15 protein-coding genes are annotated in these 16,432 nt (G+C 66.2%); 6 read left to right on the plus strand and 9 right to left on the minus strand.

What is annotated here, in order from left to right:
- The first annotated feature begins 125 nt into the window (after nucleotides 1-125).
- Nucleotides 126-509 carry a hypothetical protein gene (locus tag U5775_RS08000; RefSeq protein WP_322057580.1) on the plus strand — a complete coding sequence of 128 codons (384 nt, stop codon included), beginning with the start codon at nucleotides 126-128 and terminating at the stop codon, nucleotides 507-509.
- A gap of 51 nt (nucleotides 510-560) precedes the next feature.
- On the opposite strand, the gene U5775_RS08005 is transcribed toward U5775_RS08000, so the two are convergent.
- Together U5775_RS08005 and U5775_RS08010 are read right to left on the minus strand one after the other, a co-directional pair.
- A complete protein-coding gene (locus U5775_RS08005; protein ID WP_322057581.1) occupies nucleotides 561-2,252 on the minus strand; it encodes a long-chain fatty acid--CoA ligase in 1,692 nt (563 codons plus the stop codon).
- Between the two features lie 128 nt (nucleotides 2,253-2,380).
- The gene (locus tag U5775_RS08010) at nucleotides 2,381-3,154 is read right to left on the minus strand and encodes an SDR family oxidoreductase (protein ID WP_322057582.1); all 774 of its coding nucleotides are present in this window, start codon (nucleotides 3,152-3,154) and stop codon (nucleotides 2,381-2,383) included.
- 339 nt (nucleotides 3,155-3,493) lie between these two features.
- Here U5775_RS08010 and U5775_RS08015 point away from each other — a divergent pair, with 339 nt between their 5' ends.
- The 3 genes from U5775_RS08015 to U5775_RS08025 all read left to right on the plus strand — a co-directional run bounded on the left by U5775_RS08015 (nucleotide 3,494) and on the right by U5775_RS08025 (nucleotide 8,658).
- Nucleotides 3,494-4,903: a hypothetical protein gene (locus tag U5775_RS08015; protein ID WP_322057583.1), complete on the plus strand. Its 1,410-nt coding sequence runs from the start codon at nucleotides 3,494-3,496 to the stop codon at nucleotides 4,901-4,903.
- A 418-nt stretch (nucleotides 4,904-5,321) separates the two neighbouring features.
- On the plus strand, nucleotides 5,322-6,536 hold the full coding sequence (locus U5775_RS08020) for an MFS transporter (protein ID WP_322057584.1): 1,215 nt from the start codon (nucleotides 5,322-5,324) through the stop codon (nucleotides 6,534-6,536).
- Between the two features lie 298 nt (nucleotides 6,537-6,834).
- Complete coding sequence (locus U5775_RS08025; protein WP_415913535.1) at nucleotides 6,835-8,658, plus strand: AMP-binding protein; 1,824 nt, start codon at nucleotides 6,835-6,837, stop codon at nucleotides 8,656-8,658.
- Here the strand turns inward: U5775_RS08025 and U5775_RS08030 are convergent.
- From U5775_RS08030 to U5775_RS08050, 5 genes are all read right to left on the minus strand, one after another.
- On the minus strand, nucleotides 8,655-8,966 hold the full coding sequence (locus tag U5775_RS08030) for a hypothetical protein (RefSeq protein WP_322057585.1): 312 nt from the start codon (nucleotides 8,964-8,966) through the stop codon (nucleotides 8,655-8,657). The two genes, U5775_RS08025 and U5775_RS08030, sit on opposite strands and share 4 nt — an antisense overlap.
- Before the next feature lie 139 nt (nucleotides 8,967-9,105).
- A complete protein-coding gene (locus U5775_RS08035; protein ID WP_322057586.1) occupies nucleotides 9,106-10,707 on the minus strand; it encodes an FAD-binding oxidoreductase in 1,602 nt (533 codons plus the stop codon).
- Between the two features lie 10 nt (nucleotides 10,708-10,717).
- Nucleotides 10,718-11,695, minus strand: a complete 978-nt coding sequence (locus tag U5775_RS08040; RefSeq protein ID WP_322057587.1) for an anti-sigma factor — start codon at nucleotides 11,693-11,695, stop codon at nucleotides 10,718-10,720.
- Nucleotides 11,692-12,243 carry a sigma-70 family RNA polymerase sigma factor gene (locus U5775_RS08045; RefSeq protein ID WP_322057588.1) on the minus strand — a complete coding sequence of 184 codons (552 nt, stop codon included), beginning with the start codon at nucleotides 12,241-12,243 and terminating at the stop codon, nucleotides 11,692-11,694. Before U5775_RS08045 ends, U5775_RS08040 begins: the two co-directional genes overlap by 4 nt.
- A gap of 44 nt (nucleotides 12,244-12,287) precedes the next feature.
- On the minus strand, nucleotides 12,288-12,446 hold the full coding sequence (locus U5775_RS08050; protein ID WP_322057589.1) for a hypothetical protein: 159 nt from the start codon (nucleotides 12,444-12,446) through the stop codon (nucleotides 12,288-12,290).
- A 648-nt stretch (nucleotides 12,447-13,094) separates the two neighbouring features.
- On the opposite strand from U5775_RS08050, the gene hfq reads away from it, so the two are divergent.
- Together hfq and U5775_RS08060 are read left to right on the plus strand one after the other, a co-directional pair.
- On the plus strand, nucleotides 13,095-13,583 hold the full coding sequence (hfq, locus tag U5775_RS08055; RefSeq protein ID WP_322057590.1) for an RNA chaperone Hfq: 489 nt from the start codon (nucleotides 13,095-13,097) through the stop codon (nucleotides 13,581-13,583).
- Nucleotides 13,584-13,769: 186 nt separating this feature from the next.
- A complete protein-coding gene (locus U5775_RS08060) occupies nucleotides 13,770-13,946 on the plus strand; it encodes a hypothetical protein (RefSeq protein ID WP_322057591.1) in 177 nt (58 codons plus the stop codon).
- A gap of 241 nt (nucleotides 13,947-14,187) precedes the next feature.
- Here U5775_RS08060 and U5775_RS08065 read toward each other — a convergent pair whose 3' ends face one another.
- The gene (locus U5775_RS08065) at nucleotides 14,188-14,976 is read right to left on the minus strand and encodes a DUF2968 domain-containing protein (RefSeq protein ID WP_322057592.1); all 789 of its coding nucleotides are present in this window, start codon (nucleotides 14,974-14,976) and stop codon (nucleotides 14,188-14,190) included.
- Nucleotides 14,977-15,041: 65 nt separating this feature from the next.
- Nucleotides 15,042-16,427, minus strand: coding sequence for a sigma-54 dependent transcriptional regulator (locus U5775_RS08070; RefSeq protein ID WP_322057593.1), 1,386 nt, complete (start codon nucleotides 16,425-16,427; stop codon nucleotides 15,042-15,044).
- Between the last annotated feature and the right edge of the window lie 5 nt (nucleotides 16,428-16,432).

Consider the following 16,432-nt stretch of genomic DNA (forward strand, 5'->3'; position numbering starts at 1 on the left):
ATCATAACGGGCGCCGCACATTCATACACGATGCTTTATATAAATCGAAAAAAACTTTAACTATCGTTTATTTATCGACGCTTCTACGATGGGCTCATGTCATCTGAACTCGAACGGAGACTGCCATGAGCCACTCTTCAGCCGGCCTCAAAGCCACGGAGCACGATCAGCACTTGCACGCCCAATTGTGCGCGTTCAATTCCGCGTTCGCCGAACTCGGACTGCGCTTTCGCTGGGATGCCCCGACGCTTTACGCGCTCGCGCCGATCGACGGCGAAGCCGCCCGCCTCGCCTCCTATATAGAGCGGCATCATGCGCATCTGCTGAAGGCGTACAGCATCGACTTTCTCTGCGAGGCGATTCTCGGGCGCAAGAACGCCCAGGCGCCCGGCGAATGGTCGCCGGGTCACGTCGCGCCGCAAACGGGATCGAAGGCGGCGCCCGTCGAGGCGCCGCATGGGGGATGGGACTGGGGCGAGCCAAACCTGCCCGCGCTGGCAGGCGCCTGAGGCTCGCGAGGAAGGGAGCGGCGCGCGTCGAGATTCAGCGCGCCCTGAGCTTCAGCGCGCGTCGCCCTCCTCTTCCTGCAGCTTGCGCCAAAGGATCTTGCCGCTACCCGACTTCGGCAGCATCTCGACGAACTGCACGATGCGCGGAGCCTTGTAAGCAGCCATATTCTCGTGCGCCCACGCAACGATCGCGTCTTCGTTCACGCTGCCCACCTGCTTCGGATCGAGCACCACGACGGCCTTCACGGTCTCGCCGCGCTTCGCGTCCTGGGCGCCGATGATGCAGACCTCCTTGATGGCCGGATGCCGGTACATGAGCGCCTCGACTTCGGCCGGCCACACCTTGTAGCCCGACGCGTTGATCATGCGCTTCAGGCGATCGGTCATGAAGTAATAGCCGTCGGCGTCGCGCCGCACGAGGTCGCCGGTGCGCAAAAAGCGCTTGCCGTCGCGCTCGATGAAGGCCTCGCTCGTCGCCTTGGGGTTGCCCCAGTAGCCCTGCATCACCTGCGGCGCGCTCATGATGAGCTCGCCCGTCTCGCCCTCGGACACCTCTTCGAGCGTGATCGGATCGACGATGCGCGCATCGACGTCGAAGACCGGAATGCCGAGGCACTGCGCTTTCGGGTGCCGCGGCGGATTGATGTGCGTGGCGGCCATCGTCTCGGACATGCCGTAGCCCTCCACGAACTCGAGGCCCGTGAGATCGCGCAGCTTCTTGACGACGGCGTCGGGCATGGTCGCGCCGCCGCCGCGCATCCAGGCAAGGCTCGACAGATCGTATTCGCCGATGCGCGGATTCGAAATGAAGTCGACCACCATCGTCGAGATCGCCTGCCAGCCGCTGATGCGGTAATGCTCGATCGCACGCGCCGCCGCGTCGCGGTCCCAGCGCGGCAGGATCACGATCGTGGAGCCGTTGTAGAGCGGGCTGTTCATGCCGCCCTGCATGCCGGTCACGTGAAAGAGCGGCAGCACGGAAAGTTGTACGGCATCCTGATTACTCCCGAACCAGTTGCAGCCGCCCACGGCCGTGCACATCACGCTGCGATGCGTATGCATGCAGCCCTTGGGCTTGCCCGTCGTGCCCGACGTGTAAGGCATCACGCACAGGTCGTCGGGCCCCGCGGTCAATGCGCCGGGCGTGCAGCCCGCCGCGAGCACGTCGGCCCAGTGGGTGACGCCCGGACCTTCCACGTGGCGCGGCGCGCTCACGAACTCGGGCGGCGGCGAGAAGGGTTCGTTCTTCAAATAATCGCTGTACGTCGCGACGAGCAGATGCCGCAGCCCCGGCCCCGCCCCCTCGCCCACCAGCGGCGCCATGCGCGCATAGAGATCCTGAGCAACGAACGCCGTGGTCGCGCCACTGTCTTCCACATAGTGTTCGAGTTCGTCGGTGAGGTTCATCGGGTTCACGGGCACGACCACGGCATTCGCGCGCAGGATGCCGTAATACGCGATCACCCATTGCGGGCTGTTCTGCATATAGAGCAGCACACGGTCGCCGGCCTTCACGCCGCACTGCGTCTGCAGATAGCCCGCCACGCGCTCGGCCTCGTCCTTGAACTGCGCGAAAGTAATGGGCGTGTCGTAGAAGACGATGAAAGGCTTGTCCGGGAAACGCGCGGCCGAGACCTCGGCGTTATAGAACAGGTTCGTGGCGGGAATGCTCAGGTGCGGGGAGAGCTGTGCGGGCCAGTACGGCGAGCGGGTACGCGGTGCGGCAGTGGCGGACGTGGGCATGGCAGGGTTTCGTCTCGTGAGAGGCGCGCCGCTCCATGCAGCGCGCAGTGCTTGCAATCCAGACAATCGGTCTCATGGCGCACGCTATGCGCCGCGAGACCGTCCGTTGATCTGCTTCGGACTCCGATTCAAACGACGCTCGCGCCGCCATCGACCGCCAGATACTGGCCGGTAATATGACGCGACGCGGCGCTCGCGAGAAACACGACGGCGCCCTTGAGATCGCTTTCGTCGCCCAGACGCTGCAGCGGCGTGCGCTCGATCACCTCCTGACCGACCTTGTCGAGCAGCCCCGCCGACATCTTCGAAGGAAAGAAGCCGGGGCAGATCGCGTTCACATTGATGCCGTACTTGCCCCATTCGGCGGCGAGCGCGCGCGTGAAGTTGATGGCCGCGGCCTTCGACGTGTTGTAGGCGATGGCCTGCATGGGGCCCAGCGCCCCCTTGAGGCCCGCGATCGAGGCGATGTTGACGATCTTGCCGCGCTGCGCGGGAATCATGCTGCGCTTGCCCACTTCGCGCGCGAGGAAGAACGGCGCGTTGACGTTGAGGTTCATGACCTTGTGCCACGCCTCGTCGGGATAATCCTCGGCGGGCGCGCCCCACGTGGCCCCCGCATTGTTCACGAGAATATCGATCCGACCGTACGCCGCCAGCGATTCGTCGACGAGCGGCTTGACGGCCTCGGCACGCTGCAGGTCGCTCACGATCGTCATGGCCTCGATACCGCGCGAGCGCAGATGCTGCTGCGCCTCCTCGAGCTCGTCGGCCTTGCGCGCCGTGATGACGACGCGGCAGCCCATTTCCCCGAGCGCCTCGGCCATCTGCAACCCGAGCCCGCGCGAGCCACCCGTGACGAGTGCCACCTGCCCGCCCAGTTCGAACAATTCCCTGACCTGCATGCTTGCGTCTCCTTGATGTCTGCCGGCCGGCGTCCGCTGCGCAGCGACGCCCGCCGATTGCGCCAGAACGCCGGGCGGCGCTGGCTCTGATCGCCCTGCTGGACCGCGTGAATTCCATAGCGGAATCCGCGAGGATTCAAACCGATTCTAGTGACGCGCCTCCATCACGGGAATCAGGAAAAGCACGGTCGTTCATTATCTTCGAAACTGTGCGTGCCTGCAGCAATATGGACACGCTGGATGGGGCGCGATCGTCCGCGGAAATTTTAAGAAGCCTCCGATATCGACCGGTCATGCGCGGGAATAGGATTTATCTGACAAGTCCCTAACGCCCTTCCGATGCCCCTCGATCCCGAACAGCAGCTTCTCGAAGCATTCGCCGCGCATACCCGCAGCCCTTTCGCCCCCGCGCACCTGATCCAGATTTGCGAAGCGCTCGTCCGCGTGTTCCGCGACGAGCACATGCTGCCGTGGGCCGAAAAAGGCCTGACGCTCGATCCGCGCAACCGGAGCTTCGTTCACGCACGCGCTCGCGCGCTCCGCCTGCTAGGCCGGCACGAGCAAGCGGCTCAGACCTGGCTCGATTTCGCGTCGCTCGACTGGTCGCCGCTTTTCTATCAGGCGCGGCTCGGCCGCGACCTCTACCTGAGCGGCGACACGGCGCGCGCCATCGAAATACTGGAACGCGCCGTGCAAAGCGCGGCAGCGGACGACGATCCCAACAAGCTGCGGGCGCACAAATGGCTGTCCGAGGCGCTGCTCAGCACGGGCGACGCGCGCGGATTCGCACACTGGGTCAAGCGCAATGTCCGCGACTCCGGAAGCGCCCGTTACAGCGCGGTGCCGATGTGGGACGGGCAGCGCGACCTGCGCGGCGAGCGCGTGCTGGTCACGCACCAGATGGGCTACGGCGACCAGTTCATGCTGTTCGGCAGCATCCGCCACTGGCGCGCCGCCGGCGCGCAGGTCATGGTCACCTGCGACGCGGTGATCCACAGTGTCATTGAAGCATCGCTGCCCGATTGCAGCGTCGTCGCGGCGGCGCGCCCGTTGCGGCAGTACTCGCCGATCGACGCCGGGACGCTGCCGGCCATCGAGGCCTTCGCGCCGACGATGCAGGCCACGCTGCTGCATCTGCCGATGCTCGCCGCACACGACGAGCCGCGCCCCAGCCCGTATTTCGAGCCCTACCTTCGTGCGCCCGAGGCGCAGCGCGAGCGCGCCGCAACGTGGGCGCATACCTTGCGCGCGCAGTACGCCGGCAAGTTGCTGATCGGCGTGTTCTGGGATTGCGCGCAACGCCATCCGCACGATACGCCGAGCAAGGAACGCAACTGGGCCGCGCTGCGCAGCTTGCCGCTCGAGGCACTCGAGCGCCTGACCCAGCACCCGCAGCTCGCTAGCCGCGTTCACTTCGTGAGCCTCCATCACCCCGTTGCCGAAATGCTGTGCGGCTCTCCACGCGGGAATGTTGCCTACTACGCGCCGGGCATCACGACATTTGCAGACACGGAGGCCTGCATCGAGCAACTGGACGCCGTGATCAGCGTCGACTCGGGCGTTGCCAATCTCGCCGTCATGAGCGGCAAACCCACCGCCGTGCTGCTCAATGCGGCCGGCGAATGGCGCTGGGGCAGGACCGGCACGCATTCGCCCTGGATGCGCGACGCCCATGTGCTGCGCCAGCCCACCATGGGCGACTGGGACGGCGTCGTCTCGCGCGCCGCCGAATGGCTGCTGCAGCGCTGAGCTGCCGTCTCCCCCTCCTTTTTCCCTTTCCCACCTGAAGCGGCGCCGCAAAATCTTGCGGCGCCCCGCGTGCTTCGATGCAATCAGGATTGCAAACGATCGTCCTCGACATTGCACGCGCCTGGCCCATTGCGCCGCCGATTTTGAACTGAGCCCATGCCTGCGTGCACCATTCACACGGCATTCAATTTCCACTTCATTATATTTACATTTTAATTACTATTAAAACAAATAGCTTCCAGTCTATAAGGCCCGATCAAGCCATTCTCCAGGGATTAGTCCGGGTTGCGCCGCACATTCATGCAAATGTTTAATGCCGGGCGTACACTCGTACGACGCTCGCCACGCGGGGCGGAGCAAGCCACAGGTGCAAAGCCGGGAGACAGGCATTGCGCATGTCTATGAGGAGAACAATGAAATGAGCTGGACGCGAGAACAGAAAAACGTCACGATCGCAGCGTATTTGGGGTGGACGCTCGACGCCTTCGATTTCTTTCTAATGGTTTTCGTTCTGAAAGATATCGCCACTGAATTCAACACCCAGATTCCCGCCGTCGCCTTTGCCATTACGCTCACGCTGGCCATGCGCCCGCTAGGCGCGCTGATCTTCGGCCGGCTCGCCGACAAATACGGCCGCCGTCCCACGCTGATGGTCAACATCGCGTGCTATTCGCTGCTCGAGCTGCTCACCGGCTTCTCGCCCAATCTCACCACTTTCATCGTCCTGCGCGCGCTGTTTGGCGTGGCGATGGGCGGCGAATGGGGCGTGGGCTCCGCGCTCACGATGGAGACCATTCCGCCGAAAGCGCGCGGTATCGTCTCGGGCCTTCTGCAGGCCGGTTATCCGAGCGGCTATCTGCTCGCCTCGATCGTGTTCGGCGTGCTCTACCAGTCCATCGGCTGGCGCGGCATGTTCTTCGTCGGCGTGCTGCCCGCGCTGCTCGTGCTCTATGTGCGCGCTCACGTGCCCGAGTCGCCGGCCTGGAAAGAGATGGAAAAGCGCGTGCGCCCGACCCTGCTCTCCACGCTCAAGCACAATCTCAGCCTCTCGCTCTACGCGATCGTGCTGATGACAGCGTTCAACTTCTTCTCGCACGGCACCCAGGATCTCTATCCGACTTTCCTGCGCGAACAGCATCACTTCGATCCGCATACGGTTTCGCTCATCACCATCACGCTCAATATCGGCGCGATCGTGGGCGGCCTCTTTTTCGGCTCGGTTTCCGAGAAGATTGGCCGCCGCAAGGCCATCTTCATCGCGGCGCTGATCGCGTTGCCGGTGCTGCCGCTCTGGGCGTTCTCGTCGGGCCCGGTGCTGCTCGCGCTCGGCGCGTTCCTCATGCAGATTTCCGTGCAGGGCGCCTGGGGTGTGATCCCCGTGCACCTCAACGAGATCTCGCCTGACGAAGTGCGCGCGACCTTCCCGGGTCTCGTCTACCAGCTCGGCAATCTGCTGGCTTCCGTGAACGCCACGCTGCAGGCCTCGCTCGCGCAAACGCATGGTCAGAACTACGGGATGGCGATGGCGATCGTCGCGGGCACCGTGGCGGTCGTGATCGCCGTATTGATTCCGTTCAGCCGCGAGCGGCGCGGCATCGACATGACACAGACCGCAAAACACGTGACCAGTTGATGCGGCGTATCGCTTGAGCGACTGGCGGGCATTCGGGGCGCGCCGCTGCATCCCCGAAGCCAGCCGCTCAGGACCACACGACAAGGCCGTGCCGGGCTGCCGCCCGCACGGCCTTCTTGTTTGGTCACGCTGCAAAGTCGGGAGACGGTGGCTTGGGAGAGACGCTGCGGGGAAACTCTGTCTGCCCTTCTTTCCCGGCACGGTGCATCATGTATGCGTCGTGTAAGTCACGCACGCGGCACACGCCGGCCGTGCTGGGCGATACCGCGAGGACCCACGCTACGCCCGGAGAACGAGAATGAGCGATACGCCACAACCACCGCGGCACGAAACGACCGAAGCCCCTGCGCAAGCCGCCATGCCACCACCAGCCCAACCGGTTGCCGAAGCGGCGGCCCCGGATACGGACGGCGTCTGGTACGCCTCGTATCCGCCGGGCGTCCCGCACGAAGTCGACGTGACGCAGTACGCCTCGCTCGCCCAGTTCTTCGACGACTGCACCGCACGCTTTCGCGAGCGCGTGGCCTACGTGAGCGCCGGCTCGCCGATGACCTTCGGCGCGCTCGCGCGCAAGGCCACCGCATTCGGCTCATGGCTGCAGGGCGCGGGCGTGCAGCCCGGCGAGCGCGTCGCGATCATGCTGCCCAACACGCTCCAGTATCCGGTCGCGCTATTCGGCGCGCTCAAGGCCGGCGCCGTCGTCGTGAACGTCAATCCGCTCTATACGGTGCGCGAGCTCGCGCATCAGCTCAAAGACAGCGGCGCGCAAACCATCGTCGTGTTCGAGAGCTTCGCAAAGACGCTCGAAAACGCCTTGCCCGGCACGCGCATCGAGCGCGTCGTCCTCACGCAGCTCGGCGACCTGCTAGGCGATGGCCTCAACCTCAAGGGCCGCTTCATCAACTTCATGCTGCGCCACGTGAAGAAACTCGTGCCCGCCTACCGGCTGCCGCCCAGCGTGCGCACGGTGCGTTTGCTCGACGCGTTATCGCAAGGCGAGCGCGCGCCGCGCGCGCCGGTCGCCACCACGCTCGACGATCTCGCCTTCCTGCAATACACGGGCGGCACCACGGGCGTGGCCAAAGGCGCGATGCTCACGCACGGCACGATCCTCGCGAACCTGCTGCAGTCGAAAGCGTGGCTCGCGGGGCAACTCGTAAGCGGGGCCGAGAGCATCCTCACGCCGCTGCCGCTTTATCACATCTATTCGCTCGCCGTGAACGCGCTGATCTTCATGGCGCTCGGCGGGCGCAACATCCTGATCGCGAATCCGCGCGACATGAAGCGCGTGATGAAGATCCTGCGTCACGAAACGTTCAGCTGCATCAGCGCGGTCAATACGCTCTACAACGCGTTTCTCGATAACGAGGAATTTCGCCAGCGAGATTTCTCGGGACTCAAGCTCGCGATGTCGGGCGGCATGGCCACGCACAAGGCCATCGCCGAGCGCTTCAAGGCCGTGACCGGCAAGCCGATCGTCGAGGGCTACGGTCTCACGGAGTGCTCGCCCATCGTGACCCTGAATCCCGTCGACATCGAGCATCTTCAGGACTTCGAAGGGTCGATCGGCCTGCCCGCGCCCTCGACCCAGGTGCGCTTTCGCCGCGACGACGGCACGTGGGCGAACCTCGGCGAGCCGGGCGAGCTGTGCGTAAAAGGCCCGCAAGTCATGAAGGGCTACTGGATGCGGCCCGACGAAACGGCGCGCGCCTTCGTCAACGGCGGGTGGCTCGCGACCGGCGACATCGGCATCATGGACGCGCGCGGCTATATCCGCCTCATCGACCGCAAAAAGGACATGATCCTGGTCTCGGGCTTCAACGTGTACCCGAACGAAATCGAGGACGTGATCGCGCAGCATCCGGGCGTGCGCGACGTGGCGGCGATCGGCGTGCCGGACCCCGTGCAGGGCGAGCGCGTGAAGGTGTTCGTCGTGCGCCGCGACCCTGCGCTCACCGAGGACGCGCTGATCCAGTTCTGCCGCCAGCAACTCACGGGCTACAAGGTGCCGCGCCTCGTGGAGTTTCGCGAGACGCTGCCGCAAAGCAATATCGGCAAGATCCTGCGGCGCGAGCTGCGCGACCAGGAGATCGCGAAGATGAGCAAGGCGAGCGCGGCCTAAATCTGTGGCGCGGCGAGCACGAGACACCGGTGCCTCGCCGCGAGACGCTCCAGTACGAAGCGGTCGGAGGCGCGTAAGGCACAAAGCGCAGCGACGGGCGCTTCGGTTCGGCAATCAGTACGGACGGCAAAACGGTTCGAAAGCTGTGCGTGCCACAGCATGCCGATGTCGTCTCCGAATTTTTCCCCGACGGCGAACGCCGGTATGTCCATGCGCGCCGCCGCGCGCGCCAGCGCGCGCCCCTCTGCAAGCGCAGGATCGTAGACGGCCATGCGTGCCGCAGACTTCGGCATGGCGTCTTTCAGCACGCCGAGCGAGCGTGAATGCCGCGCGGCATATGCAGCGCATGCCGCCGTCGCAAGCGCTCCACCCGCCGCTTGAAGAAAGGTCCGCCGGTTCATCGCCTCATCCTCGTGCCTGTCTCACGCATACGTGTATGCGCACGCATCACGTATAGCCGCGCATGCCACGCCACGCCGCCGGCCATACGCCCTGCTTGCCAGGAGCCAGCACGCCCTGCGGATCGAGCGCGTCCTTCACCGTCTGCGCGAGCCGCAGCAGCGCGCCGTCATTGAAGTCGTACTGCGCCGCCGCGTAATCCATGTAGAGCAGATGCGAGCGATACACGCCATAGCCCGCCGCGCGCGCATCGCTCATCAACGCGCGCAGCAGATCGCCCGCGCGGGCCGCATCCTCGCGCCGCTCGCGCGCGAAGATCGCCGCGAACACATGATGCAGATGGCGCCCCGCCGCCGTGAAGCCGCCGTAGTAATCGAAGCCGTATTCGGCCGCGCGCGCCTTCACGAGCGCGTACTGACGCAGCGCGTCGCGGCCGTCGGCGGGACACAGCGGCGAGAAGTCCACGTGCGCGCCTTCGCCACCGCGCCAGTCGAGCATGCGAAACGCGCTCATCGACGGAATGCCGGCCATGTTGCGGTCGCCGCCGCCCTGCGGTTCCTCGCTGCCCACATAGCGCTTCGAAAACGCGCGCGCGTGCGGCACCTGGGCGAACGCGCGCTCGACGATGCGGCGCTGCAGCTCGATCACATCGGGCTCGCCATAGAGCGCGTAGTGCAGATTCCAGCGGCCGATATCGAGCTCGCGCTGCATGGCCGCGACAGCGGCCTCGGGCATCGGCCCCTCGCCCTCGTACCAGCGCGAACGCGGCGTGATGCTGGCCGCGCGGCGGATCGCGCCTTCGATGACCGCGTGCTGCGCGATCGTGCCCGAGAGCTGCAAACCGCGCAGCGTATCGACGATCGCGCCCAGATCGTCCTCGCGCGCGAACTGGATTTCGCCGATCACGTAAGCGGGCGGCGCGGGCATCAGCCAGAGCCCCATCTTCGTGACGATGCCGTAGTTCGATTGCGTGAAGAGCGCGTCGAACGACGGCCCGTAGCCCGGCTTGTAGAGTTGCCACGCGGTGCCCGTGCCGATCGCGCCCATGCCGGTGCGCACGACGTCGCCATTGGCGAGCACGATCTCCATCCCGCATTGCGCCGCCGCGTGATCGCCGTAAGCCGTGTAGCCGAAGCCGCGCTCGAGCGTATTGCCGATCACGCTGCCCCAACCCGCCGCGGGCGGGTCCACCCATAGCTTCAGGCCGCGTTCGCGCAGATGCGCGTGGAGATCGAAATAGCTGACGCCGGGCTCGACGAGCGCCCAGGCGAGCCGCTCGTCCACGTCGAGCACGCGGTTCAGGCGCTGCAGGTCGAGCACCACCGAGCCCGCGAGGCGCGGAGCCGCGCCACCATAGGCGAAGTTGCGGCCCGTGGAGACGGTCCAGAGCGGCACGCGCGCCGCGTTGGCCACGCGCAGAATCGCACGGATCTCATCGACGTTGGCGGGCAGGAGCGCCGCCGAGGGCGCAAAGGCGTGCGCATCGTCGACGGGCGCGAACGGATCGAAATATGGCGCGAGCGCGGCGCCGCCACGACAAACGTTAGGAATACCGACAATCGATTCGAATGCGGCGAGCGCACGCGCGAAGCGCGCCGCGCTCATGCCGGACGGCAATACGCGAGCCGTATCCGCTCTTTCCGGTTCCATCGCGCGCCTGTCACCATTGCGCCGAGGTGCCGCCGAGCGCGCCGCACACCTCATAGGCGATCGTGCGCAGGCGGGCCTCCGTGGCCGGCCCGGAAAGCGCGTAGCCCATGCCGTCGGTGCTCCAGTAGAACGTGCGTCGGCTGCCGTCGCTCAGCAAATGCACCGCATCGCGGGCGCGGCCCGACGCGCTCACGTAGAGCGTGAGCCGTGCGCCGGCGTCGTTCTGGTACATGAACTGCGCCGCCGGACCCGCCGCGCCCGGCAACAGGCGCCCGCCCACGAGGGCATAGCCATATTCACCGAGCGGCGGAATGGCGAGCGGCTTGCCAAGCCGCTTCGAGAGCCACGCGACGAGATGAGCCTCGTCCGCGGCGCCCACTTCCACGGGATGACGCACTTCGGGCGAGTACACGGCGTAGGCGACGTCGGCGCGCCGCGCGAAGCCCTCCCCGTCGCGCGCCAGAAACGCGAAATCGCGGCCCGTGCCCGTGGCGCCGCGCGAGGCCCACGCACCGTCGGGAAGCCATTGCGGCATCAGCGTGCCCGCCGCCACCGCGAAGCCCGCGCCCACGACGGCCCACGACGCCGCGAGGCCCGCGCGTCGCCACCACGGGTCGCGCCGTCTGAGCACGACGTAAGCGGGCGTCGCGGCCTCGTCGCCGGCGCGGCAGAGCGTTTGCAAAGCGGCCTTCTGCGCGCGCCAGGCGGCGACGCGCTGCGCGGCGCCCGCGTCGGCCGTCAGCCGCGCCTGCAGCGCCGCGCGTTCGTGCGCGGGCAATTCGTCGTCGACGTAGGCGCCTAGCGTGGCGAAGTCGGCGGCAGCATCGGCGTCGGAGTCGGCGTCGGGAATGGCCCGCGGAGCCGAAGATGCCGGGGTGGCCGAATTGGCCGAAGGCGGCGTCGGGCCGGGCGCCGCCCCGCCATCGGGCGAAGCCGCCGGTGCGGGATGTGCGCCCGCGCGCTGGCGTTCGAGTTCGTCGTCGTTCATCGCGTCGTCCCCACCACCCTGAGCGGCGCGGCATGCCGCGCCGGATCCTGCGCCGGCCCTCTGTCGAGCAGCACGCGCAGATGCTCGCGCGCGCGCGAAAGACGCGACATCACCGTGCCCGCCGGCACGCCGAGCACCGTGGACGCCTCCTGATAACTGAGTTCCTCCACGCACACCAGCAGCAGCACTTCGCGCTGCGCCGCGGGCAGCAGATAAAGCGCGCGCTGCAGATCGCGCAGCACGAGGCCGTCGACCTCGCCATGCGGCGCTTCGAGCGTGCGCCAGGGCGCGCTTTCGTCGTCCACCGCAATCTCGCGCCGGCCGCGCAGCTGGTCGATGTAGATGTGGCGCAGGATCGTCAGCAGCCACGCGCGCAGATTGCTGTCGGGCCGGAACGACGAGGCACGCGCGAGCGCGCGCTCGGCGGCGTCCTGCACGAGATCGTCGGCCCAGGCGGCGTCGCCCGTGAGCGCACGCGCGTAGCGGCGCATGGGCGCGAGCTGCGCGACCACCTGCGCTTCGAACTCCGCGGACGGACGGCGCAGCATGGCGCGCGGCTCCCGGGTCGTTCAGGGGCTATTTAGTGGCGCAATCAGTAGCCGCCGCCCGACGAACTGTCCGAGCTACCCGACGAACCACCCGACGAACTGCCGCTGCCCGAATTCATGTCGCTGCATGCGGTCACCGAACCGGAGACCGCGGCCATCGTCAGACAAACAAGACAGGCAAGAACAATGCGATACCGCTTCATGGTCGTCTCCCGTTTGAGGACTGCCGGCGCATTGCGAACATGGCGCGCGGCTCATTGCGAACCGCGGGCGTCGACATGTTGATAAACGCGGCGCGCCGATGCCTTATTCCTCGCGCAAGCCAATCGGGCGATGTTTATTTGCGGGGCGGGCCTTGGGGCCGGGAAGCGACGAACAGCGCGCAGCTTGAAGACGAATGGGCGACGGCCACGCGCACGTGCGTCGCCGCACGGACCGCCAGCGCGTGGAACGGGAGAATCGCCATACGGTAAGGTGCTGGAAAGGTCTGTTGCGCCTGCGCGCGTTGATGCACGCCGTAACGCGGCGCAATACTGCCCCGACGCGCGCAAACACACTGAAATTCGCGACACATTCGCGCGTCTTTGCACTACGCTATGAACGTATCCGCCGCAACTGCGTCAAACCGACCTCCGCCGGTCACGCTGTCACGGTTCGGGCCCTGCATTCATGTATTTTGACTGGCATTCGCCATGTGTATTGCACGGCTCTGCGGTTGCCGCCGCGAGCCGGTATAGTTCTGCAGTAAAGTATGTCAACGTACGCGCGCTCAGCCGGCACAAGGTAGAATCCCGGCGAGCAAACGTTTCCAATTGAATTGCGGCACTTAGCCGCCTGGTCAAAATTCGTCCATGCCTTCCGCAGAATCGCACCCGCAAAACGACTTCATGAACGCCGCGCGCAAAGAGCGCAAGCGCGTCGAAATCTATCTGGTCAACGGCATTCGCCTGACCGGATGCATCGAGTCGTTCGATCAGTACCTGGTGATGCTGCGCACGCCTGTCGGCCTGCAAGGCATCTACAAACGCGCAATCTCCACCATCCAGCTCGATACCGGCACGCGCCCGGGTCCGCGCACGCCGCGCCCTTCACATGGCGAGCACACGAGCCGCGGCCCGCACGGTAATTACGGCGGCCACGGCGGGCACGGTCCGCGCGAATCACGCGAACCCCGCGAACCGCGCGAGCCCAGGGATCGCGAGCCGCGCGAATCCTGGTCGGCGCCCGCTTCGTCCGAGCGCCCCGCCCAGGACGGCCCGGTGGTCGTCACGCGCCGCCGGCGGCTCTACGGCACGGTGAACAATGGTGGCAACGGCGGCGAAGGCTCGAACAACAGCTAAGCCCCGCGACTTTTTCAGCAACCGCTGATTTCACCGCTGATTTCACGATACACAGGCGCGCTTGACGCGCCTGTGCGCGTTCTCGCCAGCGCTTCGCGTTTCGGACGCAGCCGGGCCCAGGCGCTCGCTCATGAGTTTCCCCTTTGCGTTATTCTGAAGGCGACTATCTTCGCCCCGGAGAACACCATGAGCTCATCCAAACCGAAGTCCCCTCCGCCCTCGCAGGACGACGCGCTCGACGAGGCGCTCGAAGAAACCTTCCCGGCGAGCGACCCCATCGCCATCGATCCGCCCCGCTCCAAGCCCCAGCCCGCCGACGACACCAAAAAGGGTCACGATACGCATCGTCACGGCAAGCACTGAGGTAGTGCGCAGCGGCCCGGCGTCGCGTGCCGGAGGTTCGCCAGGTCCTCGCGAGAGGCGCGCAAAGGATCGGCCGCTTAACCAGTCGCCGACGGGTCGCGCAGAAATTCCCGCCCAAAAAGCACCGAAGGCGGCGCGTCGCAGACGCCCGCCTTCGTTTTCCATTCCGTCTTCCTGAAGCAAACCGGATCGCCGGACCGGCACGCACCCACGCCGCCGGCTTCCTGCACCCCGCCACGCCTCACCGGATCGGCAAACCGCCTTCCACCTGACGCTGCAGCTCCTGCACCTGGCGCTGCACCGCACGCAACTGGTCCTGCGCGGCCGTCTTCTCGACCTGGAGCGCATTTGCCTGGTCGCGCGTCTGCTTCTGCTGATCCGCGACGAGCGCCTGCTGCTGGCGTGCGATCGCGAGGTCGGCCTGCAGGCGATTCGCGTGATCCTGCGTCAGCGCGATCATGTGGGCCGTGAACGCCTTTTGCGCCTCGAGACGCGTGCGGCGAATCTCGACGTCCGACAACTGGAGCGTCTTCTGCACGAAATCGCGGTAGATCGCCTCCGCGCGCGTTTCGTCACTGGTCTTGATCACGCGCCAGAACGTCTTGTTCTGGAACAGCGCCACGTAATAGGTCATCTCCTTGCCGTAGAACAGGAGACTCGCGCCATAAGTGCCGTTATAGGTCGTGCGCAATTCGTTGAGATCGGAGCCGCGGATCATCTGCTGCAGCTCGGCCACATTGCCAGCCGCGTTCTGCTGCGCTTCCTCCGGCGTGAGCGCGACCGGCGCACCGGGCAACGGCTGCGCAGTCGCTGCCGCCTGCGGCTGCACGGACGCGCCCGCGTCCTGTGTCGCCACCGTGTTCGCTGAGGTGTCCGCGGCCACGTTTGCCGTTGCGCGCGCCGACGTCTGCGCGGCAGACTGCGCTGCGGCTGCCTGGTCCGGCAGCGATTGCGCGCAGCCCGCTTCGACACCCCCGAGCAACATCAGCGCGGCCAGCGCGACCTGCCGAACTCTCCACTTGTCGTTCATGAAGCCCCTGTCTTCTACTGTTTTGTCCCGGTTCTTTTGTACGATTTTACAAAATCGCACAATTATTACTCACTTTCACCGGTTGCGGGCTCCTCGTCGAAAATTTGGTATTTGCGGATCTTTTCCCACAACACCTTGCGGCTGATTCCCAGGTATTGCGCCGTATCCTTGCGGCGCCAGCCGTTTGCGTCCAGCGCCGCGAGCAAGCGGCTGCGCTCGGCCATATCCCATTTGCTGCGGTCGACGACGGGCGCCGCGGCCTCCGCCGCCGGCTGGACGCCACCCGATCCGGCGAGCAGCCGCCGCAGACGCGGCGCATCCCAGTCGCCCATCTGGCGCACCGTCACGCCGACCCGTTCGGCCAGGTTGCGCAACTCGCGCACGTTGCCCGGGAAGCGCATCGCGGCCACCGAGTCGGCCAGCCAGTAAGGCAGTTCCGGCAGCGCCTCGAGCCGCTCGCCGCCCACCACCGACGCGACGAAGGCCTTGAAGAGCGCGATCTTGTCCACGGCGCCGCGCTCTTCGAGCGACGGCACGGTCAACTCGATCACGGCGAGCCGGTAATAGAGATCGGCGCGAAAGTTGCCGTCCTTCACCAGTTGCGGCAGTTGCCGGTTGGTGGCCGCGACGAGGCGGAAATCCACCTTCAGCGGCGTGGCCGAGCCGATGCGCGTGACCGTGCCGTCCTCGAGCACGCGCAGCAGCTTCACCTGCTGGTAGAGCGGCAGGTCGCCGATTTCGTCGAGAAACAGCGTGCCGCCGTCGGCCTGCTCGAAATAGCCCTTGTGCGCGAGCGCCGCGCCCGTGAACGAGCCCTTCGCGTGCCCGAAGAACAGCGACTCGAACAGGCCGTCGGGAATCGCGCCGCAGTTGACGGCCACGAAGGGCCCCGCGCCGTAGCGGCTGTGCTTGCGGTGCAGCAGCTCGGCGATGCGCTCCTTGCCCGTGCCGGTCTCGCCGTGCACGAGCACGCTCGTGTCGCAGTCGGCGAACGTGTCGACTTCCTTCATCAGCGCGCGCATGCTCTCGGACTCGGCCACGAGCATGTCGGCGCCGGCCGTTTGGGCCGAATGCGCGCGCAGCTGGACGACGAGCTTGGAGACGAGGCCGCGCAGCTCGGCGCAAGTGAAGTCGAGTGGCAGGATGTGCGAGTACTCGGCGGGATACATGGCCGGATCGTTGTCGCGCGGCGCCGCGCCGACCCAGATCACAGGCATGCCGTGCGTGGCCTGCCAGTCGCGCAGCACGAGCGCGCCGGTGTCGATCACGCTCACGCTGACGACCGCGATCGACGCGCGCGCGGCGATGCGTTGCGGCGAGATCGCGGCGTCGTCGGCGCGTATCACCTCGACGTCGAGACTCGCCATGCAGCGCGCGATGCGCTCGACGATATCGGCTTTGCCTTCCCAGACGTAGAGGTCGAGTTCCTCGATGGGGGTGGTGGTTCGCATCGTGG

This window comes from Paraburkholderia sp. J63 (assembly GCF_905220245.1).
Taxonomy (GTDB): Bacteria; Pseudomonadota; Gammaproteobacteria; order Burkholderiales; family Burkholderiaceae; genus Paraburkholderia.